Here is a 17,599-nt window from a genome sequence, read left to right as displayed (position 1 = left end):
AGAGCTATGAGTAAAGAAATTGCAGTTTTTGCTGGTGGATGTTTTTGGTGCATGGTTGAACCTTTTGAAACTCGTCCAGGTATACTGTCTGTTACTAGCGGTTATACTGGGGGGCATGTCGATGACCCGACATATGATGAAGTATCGGGTAAATATACGGGACACACTGAAGCTGTGGAGATAATTTTTGAAAATACCGTTATTTCTTACGAGACCTTACTGGGAATTTACTGGAATCTTATTGATCCGACGGATGGAGAAGGTCAATTTTACGATCGAGGCAGTAATTATAGACCAGTTATCTACGTTGAGAATGATGAGCAACGTCAAACTGCTGAGAAAAGCAAGCAGGAATTGTCGGAGTCGGGGCTTTGGGATAAACCAATCATAGTCCCTATAGAAAATGCGCAAACATTTTGGCCAGCTGAAGATTATCACCAAGATTTTTATAAAAAGAACCCTAAAAGATATAAACAGATGCACAAGGCACGTGAACAGTTTCTGAAAGTTAAACGCTTCAGAAATAAATTTTTTGGCAAAAAAGCTTAAGAAAAGGATCTGTATTTTGCTGAGAATTATGAAAGGCTTTTATCAAAAATAAAAAATCATGATATAATAGACAGATAATGAAAGATAATAAACAAAAACGTTTTGAATACTTAAGAGCAAATAAAGCTTACTTAAGTGAACGCGAAAAGCAAGAATATTATGAACTAGTAGAAGAAATAGAAGGGGGGCAGGCCCTTGAAGAAGAATATGCGGCTGACATAGAAGAAGAGCGCGCACAGTCTGAAAGTTCTTCTTCTGAGAGACGGAGTAGATCCAGCCGTTCTTTAGATTCAGCACCAGCGCCCTTTTTATCCAAACGTGGGAAAAAGAAAGATAACCGTCGTGCGGAAGAGAGCATTGATGATGAAAGGCCTGAGGAAGCAGCAAGTAAAAAGCCAAAGAAAAAGAAAAGTTGGATAAAACGGATTTTCTTTATCTTAATCGCCTTGATTTTGATTATGATTGGTTTCTTCATTTATGGTTATCAGCGTGGGATTAGTCGAGAAGGTGGCGCGATCAAAGCCGAACAATTCAATGGTGCTGCCAATGCGGATGGCTCAGTCAATATCCTTCTCTTAGGTGCTGATCAACGACCAGGACAAAGCTCAGGAGTGGCCCATTCAGACAGTATTATGGTTTTGAATATTGGCAAAAGCGGCAAAATGCAATTGGTGAGCTTTATGCGTGATACTTTGGTCAACATTCCAGGAGTTGGTGATGCAAGCCAAGGACCTAACATGAAGCTTAATGCAGCCTTCACGATTGGTGAGCAAAATGAGAATCAAGGTGTTGAACTTGTGCGTCAAACCTTGCAACAAAATTTTGGTATAAATGCCAAATATTACGCTGTGGTTGATTTCTCAAGTTTTGCAACAGTGATTGACTCAATGTTCCCTGGTGGAGTAAAGATTGATGCCAAATTCGCCACAATTAATGGTCAAAAGTTTGATGAAGTCCCTGTACCGGATGATTTAGCAGAAACTGAAGGGATGGCTAAAAACGATAAGGAATTGAGTGCAGAAGAAGCCGCGGCCTTGGGCTATCCTGATGGTGGTGGAATCTTTATGATGATTAAGCAAGGCCCACAACGAATGGATGGACGTACACTTTTGAACTATGCACGTTTCCGCCACGATGATCAAGGAGACTTTGGCCGTGTGCAACGTCAACAACAAGTGATGCAAACTCTCACATCGAAAGTTAAAAATCCGTTGACACTCTTTACTGGTGCAAGTGCCTTGGGTACAGCTCGAGCTGTTACAATGACTAATCTTTCTAACACATTCCTGATCACAAAAGCTTTACCGGCAATGTTTGGCGGTATAGAAAACACAACCATCCCATCCGACAATGATTGGCAATCTGCCTATGATATGTACGGAGGTTCAGGTATCCTCATTGATATGGACAAGTATAGTGCAAAAACACAAGAACTTTTAGGACAATAAAAAAAGCATTCAACTATAAGTTGAGTGCTTTTTTAGTTTGTTATCCTTTATCTGCACCAGCAGTGATTCCTTTAACATAGAATTTTTGCATAACAATGAAGAGAATAGTGATAGGAATGGCGATAATCACACACTTTACTCCTGTTTTCCAAGCCTATTCTAACCATAAGTATGATACGGAAGATTATTTGAAAATTGATCAGTATTTTGGTGATTTAGAAGTTTTCAAAACATTAGTGAAAGAGGCACACCAACGAGGGATTAAAGTAATGCTTGATGCTGTCTTTAATCATATCGGTGATACTAGCCCGCAGTGGCAAGACGTTCTCAAGCATCAAGAAAATTCAAAATATGCAGATTGGTTCCATGTTAACGAATGGCCAGCAACCTACACACCGACCGAGGATTTTGAAGTTTCTGAAACAGCAACTTACGATACATTTGCTTTTACACCACATATGCCGAAACTAAATACTGCCAATCCAGAAGTTCAAGAGTATTTGCTCAATATTGCAGAATACTGGATCAAGGAATGTGATATTGATGCGTGGCGTTTAGATGTAGCAGACGAGGTCGATCATGCCTTCTGGAAGAAATTCCGTACAACATGTGATTCAGCAAAAGAAGATTTCTATATCTTAGGAGAAGTTTGGCACTCAGCACAACCTTGGCTCGTTGGCGATGAATTTTCAGCAGTTATGAACTATGCTTATACCAATGCAATCATTGACACTTTTGTGAAAGAAGATCTAAGTTTAGAACAAATGGTTTCGACAATTAATGCGCAGCTTATGCTTTATCGTCAACAGACGAATCAAGTCATGTTTAACATCTTAGATTCACATGATACACCACGTCTTTTAACACAAGCCAAAGGAAGTAAAGACTTGGTCAAACAAGTTCAAGCCTTTATGTACCTCCAACCCGGTGTTCCATGTATCTATTACGGTGACGAATATGGTCTAGATGGTGGTGCTGATCCAGATTGCCGCAAATGCATGCCTTGGACTGAAGAACACCAAGATTTAGAAATATTTGCTTTCTTCAAAGCCTTGGTAGCTTTCCGTAGAGACTACGCAGAGACACTTAGTCAATCTGATTTAGAGTGGCAGAGTGTTGATGACACTCAAGGAGTGGTGAAACTGGAACGTGGCGCACTTAAGGCAGTCTTTAATAAGGGTGAACAGCCGGTTAGTGTTGAAGAGGGAGAAATAGTCTTGGCCCACTTGGTTGAAGACAATCATGTTCAGAAAAACGGATTTATAATCTATAAATAGTAGAAATTAAACAAGAGATAGAGATGAAACGATAGCTCATTCTTCTAAAAGATAACTCTGCCCAGATATTGCTTCTTATATGGAAAAATTTTGACATAATAGAGAAAAAGCCCCTCGGTTTCGAGTGAGTGGGTGCAGGGAAACACCTAGAGTAAAATATTTAAGCAGAATTATAGACAAATGTCTTTCTGACTCTATTTATTGTTTGCGAAGGACTGGCTTTAATTTCAAGAGAGATAATCAAAAGGAAAAAAATGAAAAAAGACGATTTTGCGAATTGGACAGGTTACCAGATTTATCCTAAGTCTTTTAAAGACAGTAATGGTGATGGTATGGGGGATTTACAGGGAATTATCGAAAAGCTGCCTTACTTGAAAGATTTGGGGATAGATTTTATTTGGCTTAACCCCATTTACACAAGTCCACAAGTGGATGGCGGCTACGATATAGCTGATTTTTATAGTATTGATGCTCGCTTTGGTAGCTTGGAAGATTTAAAAGAACTTCTGCAAAAAGCGCATGATAACGGCTTGAAAGTGATTATGGATTTGGTTGTGAATCATACTTCCGATCAGCATCCTTGGTTTATTGAAAGTCAAAAATCAAAGGATAATCCCTATCGAGATTACTATCACTGGGCAGATGCAACACCCGAAAAAATGCCGAATGAGTGGCAATCTTTCTTTGGTGGCTCTACTTGGACTTATGATGAGCAGACGCAACAAGCTTATTTTCATGTTTTTGCGAAAGAACAACCTGACTTGAACTGGAAGAATCCCCAAGTGCGTCAGGAAATCTATACGATGATTAAATGGTGGTTGGAATTAGGTATAGATGGTTTTCGTTTGGATGCGATTTCTCATATTCAAAAGGAAGACTGGTCTTTTAATATCAAGTCTCTAAGAGGGAATGACCCTTGGCAGCCTTTTATGAATGTGTCAGGTATTGAAAATTATATGGCTGATTTAAAAGAAATATTTGACCAATATGATGCTTTAACAGTTGGGGAAGCTTCAGGTGTGACTTCAACTGAGGCGCCTGATTGGACGGATGCAAGGTCTGGCTACCTTAAGATGATTTTTGAATTGGAACACAATGTACGTCAGAAGAATTACGCAGGACGTGGCTGGATGTATGGTTACAAAAAGACAATTATACGTTGGCAAAAGGATATGCTTGCACGAGGTTGGAATGCACTTTATTTAGAAAATCATGACCAACCACGAGCAATCAGTTGTTTTGGTGATGGCAGCATCGCGTCGGCTAAAGCTTTAGCCGTATCTTATATGCTTCTTCGAGGGACTCCATTTATCTATCAGGGACAAGAAATTGGAATGAGTAATTTTCCTTTTACAGATATCACCCAGACAGATGCAACTGAAATCAAGCAGGCTTATGAAGCGTTAATTTTTCAGGGGATGACTAAAAGTGAAGCTTTGGATACAGTGATGGCAAACAGCAGAGATCACTCTCGTACACCGATGCAATGGGACACGAGCCCAAACGCAGGATTTACCAGTGGCAAACCTTGGATGCCTATTCATCCAGATTATAATGAAGTAAACACAGAAAAATCACAGGAGCTTATAGAGCTTTATAAAGTCTTAATTCATCTTCGCCATGAGGAAGAAGACATTGCGCGTGGGTCAATAAAGTTTTGGTTTGAGCAACATCTGACAGCCTTTGTTTACGAACGTGACTCATTTTTGATTATTACGAATTTAGGTACTAAAAAAGCACATCTGGACTTTAACCAAGTAGAAATAGAAGATTACCAGCATATTTTAGGAAGCCGCCCAAGAAAGTTGGAAAAGAAGATGACTTTCCTTCCTTGGGAATATCAAGTGTTTAAGAAAAAGTAAGAAAAGAAAAAGATAGGAAAAAAGATGAAAAAAATCAGCAGAATTATGGAAATTGATCCTTGGCATATCCAATCCAGTAAATTAGAAAAGGAAGAACGCCGTCTTCAGGAATCTTTAACCTCAATTGGGAATGGTTACATGGGAATGCGCGGTAATTTTTCAGAAAAGTACTCAGGCGATCACCATCAAGGTACATATATTGCAGGTGTCTGGTTTCCAGATAAAACGCGTGTGGGGTGGTGGAAAAATGGTTACCCAGAATATTTTGGTAAGGCAATCAATGCTTTGAACTTCTCGGGAGTTTCACTTTTTATCGATGATGAAGAAGTTGACCTTTATACTGATAGTATCACTAATTTCCACCTTTCCTTAGATATGCAAAAAGCAGTTCTCTCTTATTCTTATGAAAAAGCTGGCGTTGCTGTTTCCGTTGAGCGTTTTATGTCGATCGTTCATCCAGAATTAGCTGTCTTCTCCTTCAAATTCTCTAGTGTGGATGGTCAATCGCACAAAGTACGTACTGCTTCATTTATTGATGCTGATGTGCACAATGAAGATTCCAATTATGAAGAAAAATTCTGGACTGTTTTAGATAAAGGAGGCGACAAAGAAGGAACTTACATTGCCAATCAAACGATTGCTAACCCCTTTGGCGTAGAGCAATTTACCGTACTGGCAGGGCAAAGTTTTAAGGGAGATTTTCAAGCTCAAGGGCAAGAAACTCAAGAAGAAAAAGTTATTAATTACCATGAAGCAACTGTGGAACAGGAAACACTACATTTTGAAAAACGTGTGCTTGTTCTGACGAGTCGTGATTATAGTAATTTAGCTGCAATGCATGAAGCCTTAGCAAGCCTAGAAGAAGTAATTCAAGTGAAATCTTATACACAACTTTTACAAGAGCATGCAGAAGCTTGGGGCGAACGTTGGGAACTTGCGGATGTGGAAATTAAAGGTTCTGATCAAGCACAACAAGGTATTCGTTTCAATCTCTTCCAACTTTTTGCAACTTATTATGGTGAAGACGAGCGCCTCAATATTGGTCCTAAAGGCTTTACAGGGGAGAAATATGGCGGAGCAACTTATTGGGATACTGAAGCCTATGCAGTTCCGCTTTATCTTTCTTTAGCAGATCAGCAAGTGACGCAAAACTTATTACGCTACCGTCATAAACAATTGCCCCAAGCACAACACAATGCAAGACAGCAAGGTTTGGCTGGAGCACTTTATCCAATGGTGACTTTTACAGGTATTGAGTGCCATAATGAATGGGAAATCACTTTTGAGGAAATTCATCGTAACGGTGCTATAGCTTATGCTATTTATAATTGCAGCAATTATACTGGCGATGAAACCTATTTGGCTCAGGAAGGTCTTGAAGTACTTGTAGAAATTTCACGCTTCTGGGCAGACCGTGTTCACTATTCGGAGAGACAAAAAGCTTACATGATTCATGGGGTTACAGGACCAAATGAATATGAAAATAATATCAATAATAACTGGTATACCAACACATTGGCAACTTGGGTTTTGAATTATACAATGGAAGGTTTGAAAAAATACCCTCGGCCAGATTTACAGGTTTCGACAGAAGAATTATCGCAGTGGACTGATATCACTACCCATATGTATTATCCGACAGATGAAGAGTTAGGGATTTTTGTCCAGCATGATGGCTTTTTAGACAAGGATTTGACGCCAGTTGCGGATTTAGATCCCAAGCACTTGCCTTTGAATCAAAACTGGTCATGGGATCGTATTTTGCGCTCACCATATATTAAGCAGGCAGATGTTTTGCAAGGGATTTATTTCTTTGGCAACCAATATAGCTTGGAAGAAAAACGTCGTAACTTTAACTTTTATGAGCCATTAACTGTTCATGAAAGTTCACTTTCTCCATCCATTCACGCAATTTTAGCTGCCGAACTTGGAATGGAAGATAAAGCAGTTGAAATGTATGAACGGACTGCACGTTTGGACCTTGACAACTACAATAATGATACAGAAGACGGTTTACATATTACCTCAATGACAGGTTCTTGGTTGGCGATTGTGCAAGGTTTTGCCCAAATGAAAACGTGGAACGGTCAGTTAAGTTTTGCGCCTTTCATTCCAAATGCTTGGGATGCTTATAGCTTCCGTATTAATTATCGTGGGCGTCTGCTCAAAGTCAGTGTAGGAGAAAAGCTTCAGATAAAATTGCTCAAAGGTGAACCGATTGCCTTAGAAGTTTATGGTGAATCAGTCCAATTGGAAGGTACTTATGAAGCAGAGGTGAAGCATGTTTAAAGCAGTATTATTTGATCTTGACGGAGTAATTACCGATACCGCAGAGTATCATTTTCAAGCCTGGAAAGCTTTGGCTGAAGAATTAGGAATAGCTGGAGTAGATAGAACTTTTAATGAACAGCTCAAAGGTGTATCCCGCGAAGATTCTTTGAAAAAAATATTGGAGCTTGGTGGAAAGAGTGAAACATATGATGCCGAAAGTTTTGCTCAGCTTGCTAAGCAAAAAAATGATAACTATGTCCAAATGATTCAAAAGGTAGGAACAGAGGATATTTATCCTGGCATATTAGATTTGCTGAAAGATTTACGCGCCCAAAATATCAAGATTGCTTTGGCTTCTGCCTCAAAAAATGGTCCATTCCTTCTTGAAGCGATGGAGTTGAGTACGTATTTTGATGCCATTGCTGATCCGGCAAAAGTTGCAGCTTCAAAACCTGCACCAGATATCTTTTTGGCTGCTGCAGCCGGTGTTGATGTTCCTATTACTTCATGTATAGGAATTGAAGACGCCCAGGCTGGTATTGTAGCGATAAAAGCAGCAGGTGCATTACCTATAGGTGTGGGTTCTGCTGAAGACTTAGGAACGGATATTGCTTTAGTTTCAAATACAAACAGTCTGTCTCTTGAATTATTAACAAAAGTTTGGGAAAATAAGTAGAAGAGAGTAGAATCAGGAGATAGTATATGGCCGTTACGATAAAAGATGTAGCAAAAAAAGCGGGTGTGAATGCTTCAACAGTTAGCCGTGTTCTCAAAGATAGTTCGGAAATCAGTGAGAAGACAAAAGTTAAAGTAAGAAAAGCAATGCAAGAACTCGGCTACACGCGAAATGTGGCGGCTCAGATTCTAGCATCAGGGAAATCTAATACGATTGGAGTCGTCTTTCCTCCTGTCGAAGACAAATCAAACCAACCTTTTTATATGAAAGTTTTGACTTCGATTAATGAAACAGCACGCAAATACGATGTTTCAATTGCTGTTGTGACTGGTTATCAAGAGAGTGAGCTGAAACAACAAGTTGAGTTGATGTATTCCGAGAAGCGCGTGGACGGTTTTATTGTCCTTTATGCGGGGAAAGCAGATAGTGTTCGCAATTATCTTTTCGATAACAAGATTCCTTTCGTTCTTTTAGGCACGCCAACAGAAAAGCAAAATGAAATTACACATGTGGATAACGACAATGTCTTGATGGGGCATGAGGCGACCAGATATTTGATGGATTTGGGGCATTCGGAGATTTCTTTTGTGACCGATACGAAAGATGGTGAAGTCTTTGAGGAACGCTATCAAGGCTATCAAGATGAGATGCTGAAAAAACAAAGCAAGCCGAATTTACTCGTTTTTGAAGAAAACATGACCTTGAAAGATGAAACAGGCCTTGTTGTTATGGATGAAGTCTTAGCTTTGAAAGTAATCTCTCGCTTGTCAGAGCAAGGTGTGAAAGTACCAGAAGATGTTAGCGTGATTACTTACAACAACTCTGCCTTTTCAACACTTGTTCATCCTTATCTGACAACCTTTGACATCAATATCGTACGTCTTGGAGCAGCAACAGTCGAGAAGTTTCTTGGGCTGACACAAAATGAGGAAGCCTTCCATGATAAAACAATTATTCCTTTTGAGCTTATCTTAAGAGAAACGACAGCGCCTAAAGAAAAAGAGTAAAGAAAAACAGTGAAGAAATCCCTTCACTGTTTTGTAATGAGTAAATTTCAAAAAAAGATTGGCTTTCACCTTCTTTTAGCTTTAAATAAGAAAAAAAGGTCATAATAGTGTAAAATAAAGGGAAGGATGGGCAAATTTCTCGTGTAAATTTTCCCGTTAGTGTAAGAAAGATGGATGCGATGATTAAAATATTATTAGTTGAAGATGACCTCTCTTTGTCAAAATCAGTTTACGATTTCTTGAAATCTTTTGCTGAGGTAAAGCAAGTTTTTGATGGCGAAGAAGGACTTTATGAAGCAGAAATGGGGATTTATGATTTAATCCTCTTAGACTTAATGTTGCCTGAGAAAAACGGATTCGAAGTACTCAAAGAATTACGTGATCAGAATATTGATACACCAGTTTTAATTATGACTGCAAAAGAGTCTTTAGATGATAAGATGCACGGTTTTGATGTTGGAGCAGATGATTATTTGACGAAACCTTTCTATCTTGATGAGTTGAAAGCGCGTATTCAGGCGCTCTTAAAACGTACAGGAAAACTGGAAGATGCTAACGGTCTTTCTTATGGCAATGTGCGTTTGAATTTGACCAATAAGTCAGCATTTGTGAATGACACACCAGTGGAATTAATCGGTAAAGAGTTTGATCTTGTAGTTTATTTGATGCAAAACCAAAATGTCATCTTGCCTAAAGAACAAATCTTTGACCGCATTTGGGGCTTTGACAGTGACACGACAGTAACTGTAGTTGAAGTTTATATGAGTAAAATCCGTAAAAAACTTAAAGATACAGACTTTGCCCAAAATCTAGCTACATTGCGTAATGTCGGCTATATTTTACGGTAAGCTTTATGAAAAAGATAATTGAAAAAATAAAATCGATGCCAATTGTGAAAAATGATGGGAAAAATTTCCTTCATTTTTTTCTAGATTTCACGATCATCTTCTTTGCACTCACAGTAATTATTTTGCAAGTGCTCACAAGCGGGGTCTATAAGTCCACTGACCAAAATTTACGGGATTTAGCAGCTAATCCCGATATATTAAGAGCGCTGGCACTTGATCAGGCGGGAGTTAATCAAGGAACATTTGAAATTAATCAAGGCAATTACAGTCCAACAAACAGTATCGTCATGTACGATGAAAAGGGCAATGTCTTAGGACCAACAGGCAGTGTTGATGCAACAACGAAACCAGGAAGCAGCAGTCAGCAACAAATCATACGTGTCGACCTCGTACGTTATCAACTTGAGAAGACAGCTAAGTTAGACAAGGACGCCCTTGGACAAATCAAGTCGATTTCTATTCGGAATCCTTATGGTCCTGATTGGCATTATCGATATGTTACCTTGGCGATGCCACAATCAAACCTGGACACAACCTATGGTGCAAGTAACATTGCTTATATTCAAGTTTTTAGTAACGTGGATCAACTTCAAGATAGCTTGAGCCGGAGTAATTTTATTATCATTACAACAATGGTTATGTTCTGGTTTATTTCCGTGATTATTAGCTTGTATCTTGCCAACTGGACGCTGCGTCCTGTTATGGTTGCCTATGAAAAGCAGAAAGCTTTTGTCGAAAATGCAAGTCATGAGCTAAGAACGCCTCTCGCTATTTTACAAAATCGCTTAGAATTACTTTTCCAAAATCCGAATGCAACAATAATTGAAGAATCTGAAAATATCTCGGAGAGTCTTTCGGAAGTACGTAATATGCGACTTTTGACGACTAATCTGTTGAACATGGCGCGACAGGACAATAACATTAAAACAAATCCTGAGCCAACAGATAAGGAATTCTTTGAAGCCATCTTTAGCAATTACCAGCTCTTGGCAGAAAGTTCTGATAAGTCTTTAAAAACTTCCTTAAAATTTGAAGGAGCTTTAAGTCTAGATCAAAGCTTAGTGAAGCAACTTTTAACGATTTTGTTTGATAATGCGATGAAATATACAGGCGAAGATGGTGAAATTCAAGTTGATGTTCAAAAAAATGGAGCAACCCTTCTACTGAGTGTGTCTGATAATGGAGAAGGAATTACAGCAGCTGATAAGAAAAAAATATTTGACCGATTTTACCGTGTGGATAAAGCAAGAACACGACAAAAAGGTGGCTTAGGTCTTGGCTTATCCCTTGCACAGCAAATAGCTGAGGCACATAATGGCCGAATCACGGTTGAAGATAATCAACCGCGTGGTACAAAATTTACTGTCCGTTTACGGACAAGTCCATCTCCCAAATCAGCAAAAGTGAACAAAAAGTAATAGAATAGATTGTAAACTTATGCACTATGAATAAAAGTGAAAAATGAGTAGAAAGAGGCAAAGATGACTATTTTAGATAAAGTAAATGCGCCAGCAGATTTAAAAAAGCTAAGCGCTGCTGAATTAACCGAACTTGCTCAAGATGTTCGAGGAGCAGTGCTCAATAAAGTCAGTCAGATTGGGGGACATACAGGACCAAATCTGGGTGTCGTAGAATTAACCATTGCTTTGCATAAAGTCTTTCAATCGCCTGTGGATAAATTCGTTTGGGATGTTAGCCACCAAACTTATCCACATAAAATTCTAACAGGACGTAAACACGGTTTTCAAGATGGTCATTTTCATGACATCACGGGTTATACAAGTCAACATGAATCAGAACATGATTTTTTCACTGTTGGACACACCTCAACGTCTGTTGCAAATGCGATGGGGCTGGCTAAAGCACGTGATTTAACAGCGCAAAAAGGTAATATTATTGCTATTTTAGGTGATGGTTCACTTTCTGGTGGCTTAGCATTGGAGGCAATCAGCAATGCAGGTGCTTATGATAAAAATTTCATCCTGATTCTCAATGATAACCAAATGTCAATCGCTGAAAATCATGGTGGGATTTATAAAGGATTAGCTGAATTACGCGCAACAGATGGACAATCACCAAATAATCTGTTTAAAGCATTTGGATTAGATTATAAGTATTTAGCAGATGGTAATAATCTTGAGGCGCTCATTTCTCTTTTTGAAGAAGTAAAGGATATTGACCATCCGATTGTTTTACATGTCAATACCGAAAAAGGGCATGGTTATCAACCTGCTGTTGACATGAAGGAAGCCTTCCACTGGCGCTCTCCCTTCAATTTAGCAGACGGCTCTTTGAAAAATATAAGTTCAGCGAAAAATTATACCCGTATTATTCTTGATTATATGGAAGAAAAAGTTGCTGAGGGTATGCCTTTAGTCGCAGTCAATGGTGGAATTCCAATGGTGAATAACCTAAAGGAATTTGCTGAAAAGCACCCAGAAAACTATGTTGACGCTGGGATTGCTGAACAATATGTGACGACCTTTGGCGGAGCGGTTGCAGCAGGTGGGGCACGTGCAATGATTTTTCACAATTCGACCTTCATGCAACGTGCTTATGATCAATTTTTACATGACTTGGCAATCAACAAGGAACCAGCGGTCGTTATTGTAAAATCAGCCTCCATCTCTGGTTCGGATAAAACTCACCAAGGGAGCTTTGCAATAGGTATGCTCTCTAACATTCCTGATTTGGTCTACTTGGCGCCAACGAGTGAAGAAGAGCTTGTAGCAATGTTGGATTGGGCACTGACACAAAAAGACCATCCAGTGGTACTACAAATTCCTGAGCATGGTGTGGAAAATCGTTCAACCGTGTTGACTGATTTCAGTAAAGCACAGTATGGAATTGTGCGTAAAGGTGAAGAAGTTGCCATTCTGGCCTTGGGCGGTCTTTTTAGTCACGGTCAAAAAGTAGCAGAAGAACTGGAGAAATTACAGATCAATGCTACACTAGTTAATCCAATGTTCGTTGCAGAACTTGATAAGAAAACCTTGAAAGAATTGACTGGGGACCATAAAGTCTTTGTGACCATCGAGGATGGTATTCTTGATGGCGGTTTTGGTCAAAAAGTTGCTGGTTATCTTGGACAATTTGGTGTGAAAACATTGAATTATGGTGCAGATAAGGAGTTTAATGACTCTGTTGCTGTGGATGAACTTTATGATCGTTATCATTTGACGCCAGAACTGATGATTGCAGATATTCTAGAAGCCCTAAAATAAAAGGAAAAAATGAAAAAAGTTTTAGTCAAAACTGTACATGGTTATCAGAGATTTATTTCCCCTCTGTTACCGCCGGCTTGTCGTTATTATCCAACTTGTTCGAATTATATGATTCAAGCTATTGAGAAGCATGGAGCGACCAAGGGAATTGCAATGGGAACCTCAAGGCTTTTACGATGTCATCCATTTTGTAAACCAGGTTATGACTTGGTACCTGATAAGTTTTCCCTGCGAAGAAATTACGAGACACCTGAGGACAAAAAGAAGAAATCTTGAAAAATTTGTTATAATCATAGGTGAGGATGAATTTCCAAGACAGATTTAAACAAATCCATAATTAAAATAAGTAAACAGGACAACCTTCAAGTCATTGGGCTTGGGGGTTTTACTCTTGTAATTCTTGCATCATAAGTAAAACGATAAAAGATCAAGATAGGGAAAATATCTGACTTAAAATAATTTAGAAAGTACTTGTTAAATTATTTTAAGTATGCTTTAATTAAATATGTAAAAAGTATTTGACATTATTGGCATCTTCGAGTGACTAGAGCTAAAAAGGAAGAACTCATGTATTTTGGGGCAAAAAATTTAAATGTATATTACGGTAAAAAGCAGGTTCTAAGAGATGTATCTTTGGAAATTGAGCAAGGCAAAACGACAGCGATTATCGGAATAAATGGCTCAGGGAAGTCGACATTACTCAAAGCCTTGGGACGTTTAATCAAGTATGAAGGGGAAGTTATCTATAAAGATGAACGTCTTTCTAATCGTAAAAATCTAGAAATCGCTAAAATATTGACCTTGCTCCCACAAGCCATGCAAGCCCCGAGTGATATAACTGTGTATGAGCTAGTCAGTCTTGGCCGCTTTCCACATCAAAAGCTTACTCAACAGAACTTATCTGAAGCAGACAAGCGCTTTGTGGAGCAAGTCATGAAGGAAACTGAGATTTGGGAGTTACGTAACCAAAAAGTTTCCCAACTTTCTGGTGGACAGCGTCAGCGTGCTTTTATCACGATGATTTTAGCCCAAGACAGTGAAATTATTCTTTTGGATGAGCCGACAACGTATCTCGATCTTTTGCACCAACTTGATATTTTAAAACTGTTAAAAACTTTTGCGAAAAAGATGAACAAAACAGTAGTTTACGTCATCCACGATTTAAACCACGCTGCGCGTTTTGCAGATAATTTAGTTATTGTAAAAGAGGGTGAAATCTTTGCTTCAGGCCCGGTGGAAGAATTATTTACAGAGGAAATTATTCATGAGAGCTTTGGATTACACGTTCGATTAGGTCGTGATCTTTTCTGCCAAACTCTTATGATTACAGGGGTTAAAAATGACGATTAGGAAGTTTTCTTATCAAGTTGCACTGGCTTTGGTGACAATTATGGTCTTGTCTTTCCTATATCTCATGCTCGGTGATCAAAACTATAGTTTCAGCCAGATTTGGCACGAGAGTGTCGTCTTGCACTTGCGTTTACCGCGCTTATTGGCCTTAATGTTTGTAGGAATTCTCCTCTCCAGTAGCGGACTTCTGGTTCAAAGTATGACAGGCAATCCTATTGCCGAGATATCCACATTGGGGATATCAGGTGGTGCAAGTTTTGCACTTGCTTTGCTTTTAGTGTTCAATCTTTCCACAGGTGGTTGGTTGGGCACTGCTGTAGCAAGCTTAGGAGCATTTATTGCTCTCGTTACTGTAGCTGTCCTTACCGTGAAAAGTAAATTTCAACCGATGAAAGTTGTTCTTGTGGGAACTTCTGTTGGCCTTTTTGCAACAAGTCTTGCAAGTATTTTGACCTTTTATAGTAAAAATATGCAGTCTTATTTTTTATGGATTGTGGGTTCCTTTTCCGGAATCACTCCACTAAAATTGGAAATTTTAATGGTTGTGACTGTACTGTTTGTATCAATGGTTCTCTTATTTGCAAATCAAATAAAAGTTTTATCCTTTGGTGAAGAGATGGCAACCAGTCTAGGTATTTCTGTAAATCGTCTCAGATTGTTGATTATGGCTATGGTGGCTCTGGCAAGTGGGGTGACGGTTTCGAGTGTCGGTGTGATTAGTTTTGTCGGACTCATGGCGCCACATTTGGCAAGGCGACTGGTAGGAGGACATTTTTTAAAAAGGTTCTTTATGAGCAATTTATTAGGCGTGATGCTATTACTTGTAGCAGATGTGTTGGCCCGTAATTTGTTCAAGCCTTATGAATTCCCAGCAGGCAGCTTAACTCTTTTATTTGGCGCAATTTTCTTCATTTATATGATGAGTAAGGAGGAAAAATGAAAAAGAAATTTTTATTTTTAATATTCCTCTTGGTTGCCTTTATTATTATCGACTTGACGCACTTTTCGACAGATTGGGATTTGCTATCCATATTGATTCCTCAGTTTAGAATGCCAAGGACACTTGTGGTACTTATTGCAGGAACTGCTTTGGCTATGGCTGGCTATATTATTCAGACTGTAGTGGATAATCCTTTAGCAGATGCGGGTACACTTGGAATTACAAGTGGGGCCAGTGCAGGTGCGGTACTGTTCCTTTTTCTTAGTCAGTGGTTGAAACTTTCGGGCTCTTGGATCTTTATGTATCCTTTATTTGCCTTGTTGGGAGGACTTTTTTCCTTTACCTTGCTCTATCATCTTGCGCTAAAGAAAAATGTAAGTAATATCCAAGTCCTTCTGATTGGGTTAGGAATTACCGCTCTATTTCAGGCCTTGATTACCTTAGCTCAACTTTCCATTAATCGGTTTGATTTTCAGCAAGTAGCGGTTTGGTTATCCGGAGACATCTGGCAAACAGATAAAACCTTTATTAGTGTGAATCTTGTCCTCTTGATAATTGGTCTGGTTATTTTCATTTTTTTCCGAAAAGAGCTAGACTTACTAAGTTTGGGTCAAGAAATGGCAACAAGCCTTGGATTAAATGTGAAAAAGAGTAAAATGCAATTTTATATATTGGCACTACTTTTTGCATCAATTGGCGTTTTATTAGTTGGCGGTCTTGCCTTTATTGGCTTGATTGCACCACACATAGCCCGCGAACTGGTGGGATTTGAAAGTAAAAAACGAGCTTTGATGACTGCTTTGGTCTCAATGATTATTTTACTTTTAGCAGATAGTTTATCGCAAATTATTATTGCACCGTCAAGCTTACCGCTTGGTTTTGTGGTTGCTCTTATAGGTGCGCCTTACTATATATACTTAATACAAAAAATTTGAAAGAGGATTTCATGAAACACCTTAAATTATATTCTATAGCTTTAGCAGCAGTTAGCCTTTTGGGCCTTTCTGCATGTTCAAACTCAGATGTATCACAATCCCAAAAAGAGGAAAAGGTAACCTTCACTGCCTTAAATGGTGAAGTAGAAGTTCCTGCGCATCCGGAACGTATTGCAGTACAGAATTATCCGGATGATGTTGCAACCTTAGGTGGAAATGTAATTGGGACGGATTCTTGGGCTTTTCCTAATCCTTATTTGTCAGATAAACAAAAGGAAAATATGGTTGATCTTGGTTCGCCAAGCCTTAATATTGAAAAACTTATTGGTCAAAAGCCTGATTTGATTGTGACAGTGGATAAAACTCAAGTTTCTGATTATGAAAAAGTAGCACCTACTGTACTTGTTAACTATCAAGATTTGAATGATATGGATAAATCTTTGGATTTCTTTGCCAAATTGTTGAATCGTGAAGATGAAAAGAAAGAGTTTCTCAAAACTTTTGACAAAAAAGCTGAAGAGCAAAAAACAAAGCTAAAAGCTCAAGGCATAGATACTGCACAATCAAGCATTTCCTTGCTAGAGCTCCAAGGCGATAAAATTTACGCTTATGGCGATAACTTTGCGCGCGGTGGTCAAGCACTTACGCGTGGTCTCGGATTCCAAGAATCGCCAAAAATGTCGGAATTATCCGAAGGAACAGGATATGCAGAAGTCAACGCTGAAAGCCTCAAAGATTTTGATGCAGACTATATTTTTATCGATTTTAAAAATGCAGATAAAGCACAATATGAAGCACTTCAAAAAAATCCTGTGTGGAAAAATCTCAAGGCAGTTAAAGAAGGGCATGTCATCACAATGGATTATGAGAAGGTCTATTTCTTTGGCGGTCCCACAGCTTCAATGGCGCAGCTGACTGATTATACAGATGCACTATTAAAACAAACGAAATAAAAATTTGGATACATAAACTCTTGGAAGCTTTTTCGAGAGTTTTTTTAGACAAAAAGAGGGATAGTGTTATTTAAAACTCTTTTTTTGAGCAAAATTCACAAGAAAACAAGAAAAACAGAAAATTTTAGACTTTTATTTTGCTATAATGAAAATAAGCATATAGTAGATGTGTTAAAGTCTCAAATGTTAAAAATAAAAAGGATTTTGCGATCCTTTTTAAAAAGGAATTTTTTCATAAAAAAAAAGATGAAATACCATG

The 17,599-nt window shown here is 38.6% G+C and carries 14 protein-coding genes and 2 pseudogenes; 15 read left to right on the top strand and 1 reads right to left on the bottom strand.

The genetic code is table 11. The annotated features are described in order from the left end of the window. Window positions 1-6 precede the first annotated feature (6 nt). Both msrA and LACDD01_RS04950 read left to right on the top strand, forming a co-directional pair. Entirely contained in the window at window positions 7-549 is a 543-nt protein-coding gene (gene msrA / locus LACDD01_RS04955; protein WP_040086548.1) for a peptide-methionine (S)-S-oxide reductase MsrA, read from the top strand. A 77-nt stretch (window positions 550-626) separates the two neighbouring features. Beyond that, window positions 627-1,997 (top strand): LCP family protein, encoded by a 1,371-nt coding sequence (locus LACDD01_RS04950; RefSeq protein ID WP_061413501.1) that lies wholly within the window; start codon window positions 627-629, stop codon window positions 1,995-1,997. 40 nt (window positions 1,998-2,037) lie between these two features. Here LACDD01_RS04950 and LACDD01_RS11825 read toward each other — a convergent pair. Then, window positions 2,038-2,130: pseudogene (locus LACDD01_RS11825) on the bottom strand (sugar ABC transporter permease); the annotation flags it as partial. Between LACDD01_RS11825 and LACDD01_RS04945 the strand changes: the two are divergent. The 13 genes and pseudogenes from LACDD01_RS04945 to LACDD01_RS04885 form a co-directional block, all read left to right on the top strand. Continuing rightward, window positions 2,129-3,274: pseudogene (locus LACDD01_RS04945) on the top strand (glycoside hydrolase family 13 protein); the annotation flags it as partial. The pseudogenes LACDD01_RS11825 and LACDD01_RS04945 overlap by 2 nt on opposite strands. A gap of 254 nt (window positions 3,275-3,528) precedes the next feature. Beyond that, window positions 3,529-5,136: an alpha-glucosidase gene (locus LACDD01_RS04940; protein ID WP_061413499.1), complete on the top strand. Its 1,608-nt coding sequence runs from the start codon at window positions 3,529-3,531 to the stop codon at window positions 5,134-5,136. 24 nt (window positions 5,137-5,160) lie between these two features. After that, complete coding sequence (locus tag LACDD01_RS04935; protein ID WP_061413497.1) at window positions 5,161-7,425, top strand: glycoside hydrolase family 65 protein; 2,265 nt, start codon at window positions 5,161-5,163, stop codon at window positions 7,423-7,425. Continuing rightward, window positions 7,418-8,083, top strand: a complete 666-nt coding sequence (pgmB, locus tag LACDD01_RS04930) for a beta-phosphoglucomutase (RefSeq protein ID WP_061413495.1) — start codon at window positions 7,418-7,420, stop codon at window positions 8,081-8,083. The genes LACDD01_RS04935 and pgmB overlap by 8 nt, the downstream gene beginning before the upstream one ends. A gap of 26 nt (window positions 8,084-8,109) precedes the next feature. Further along, complete coding sequence (locus LACDD01_RS04925; protein ID WP_061413493.1) at window positions 8,110-9,090, top strand: LacI family DNA-binding transcriptional regulator; 981 nt, start codon at window positions 8,110-8,112, stop codon at window positions 9,088-9,090. 179 nt (window positions 9,091-9,269) lie between these two features. After that, entirely contained in the window at window positions 9,270-9,938 is a 669-nt protein-coding gene (locus LACDD01_RS04920) for a response regulator transcription factor (protein WP_213438991.1), read from the top strand. Window positions 9,939-9,943: 5 nt separating this feature from the next. Next, complete coding sequence (locus LACDD01_RS04915) at window positions 9,944-11,356, top strand: sensor histidine kinase (RefSeq protein ID WP_061413491.1); 1,413 nt, start codon at window positions 9,944-9,946, stop codon at window positions 11,354-11,356. Between the two features lie 63 nt (window positions 11,357-11,419). Beyond that, entirely contained in the window at window positions 11,420-13,162 is a 1,743-nt protein-coding gene (locus LACDD01_RS04910; RefSeq protein WP_061413489.1) for a 1-deoxy-D-xylulose-5-phosphate synthase, read from the top strand. A 9-nt stretch (window positions 13,163-13,171) separates the two neighbouring features. After that, the gene (yidD, locus tag LACDD01_RS04905) at window positions 13,172-13,438 is read left to right on the top strand and encodes a membrane protein insertion efficiency factor YidD (RefSeq protein ID WP_019293801.1); all 267 of its coding nucleotides are present in this window, start codon (window positions 13,172-13,174) and stop codon (window positions 13,436-13,438) included. 291 nt (window positions 13,439-13,729) lie between these two features. Continuing rightward, on the top strand, window positions 13,730-14,512 hold the full coding sequence (locus tag LACDD01_RS04900; RefSeq protein ID WP_061413487.1) for an ABC transporter ATP-binding protein: 783 nt from the start codon (window positions 13,730-13,732) through the stop codon (window positions 14,510-14,512). Further along, window positions 14,502-15,452 carry a FecCD family ABC transporter permease gene (locus tag LACDD01_RS04895; protein WP_061413485.1) on the top strand — a complete coding sequence of 317 codons (951 nt, stop codon included), beginning with the start codon at window positions 14,502-14,504 and terminating at the stop codon, window positions 15,450-15,452. The genes LACDD01_RS04900 and LACDD01_RS04895 overlap by 11 nt, the downstream gene beginning before the upstream one ends. Beyond that, the gene (locus tag LACDD01_RS04890) at window positions 15,449-16,387 is read left to right on the top strand and encodes a FecCD family ABC transporter permease (RefSeq protein WP_061413483.1); all 939 of its coding nucleotides are present in this window, start codon (window positions 15,449-15,451) and stop codon (window positions 16,385-16,387) included. The genes LACDD01_RS04895 and LACDD01_RS04890 overlap by 4 nt, the downstream gene beginning before the upstream one ends. Window positions 16,388-16,398: 11 nt before the next feature. Further along, entirely contained in the window at window positions 16,399-17,340 is a 942-nt protein-coding gene (locus LACDD01_RS04885) for an iron-hydroxamate ABC transporter substrate-binding protein (protein ID WP_061413481.1), read from the top strand. Window positions 17,341-17,599: the final 259 nt, after the last annotated feature.

The sequence above is a fragment of the Lactococcus sp. DD01 genome (assembly GCF_001578715.1).
Taxonomy (GTDB): domain Bacteria; phylum Bacillota; class Bacilli; order Lactobacillales; family Streptococcaceae; genus Lactococcus; species Lactococcus petauri.
The sequence above is the reverse complement of the archived record's forward strand: the minus strand, read 5'-3'. Positions and strand labels throughout refer to the sequence as shown.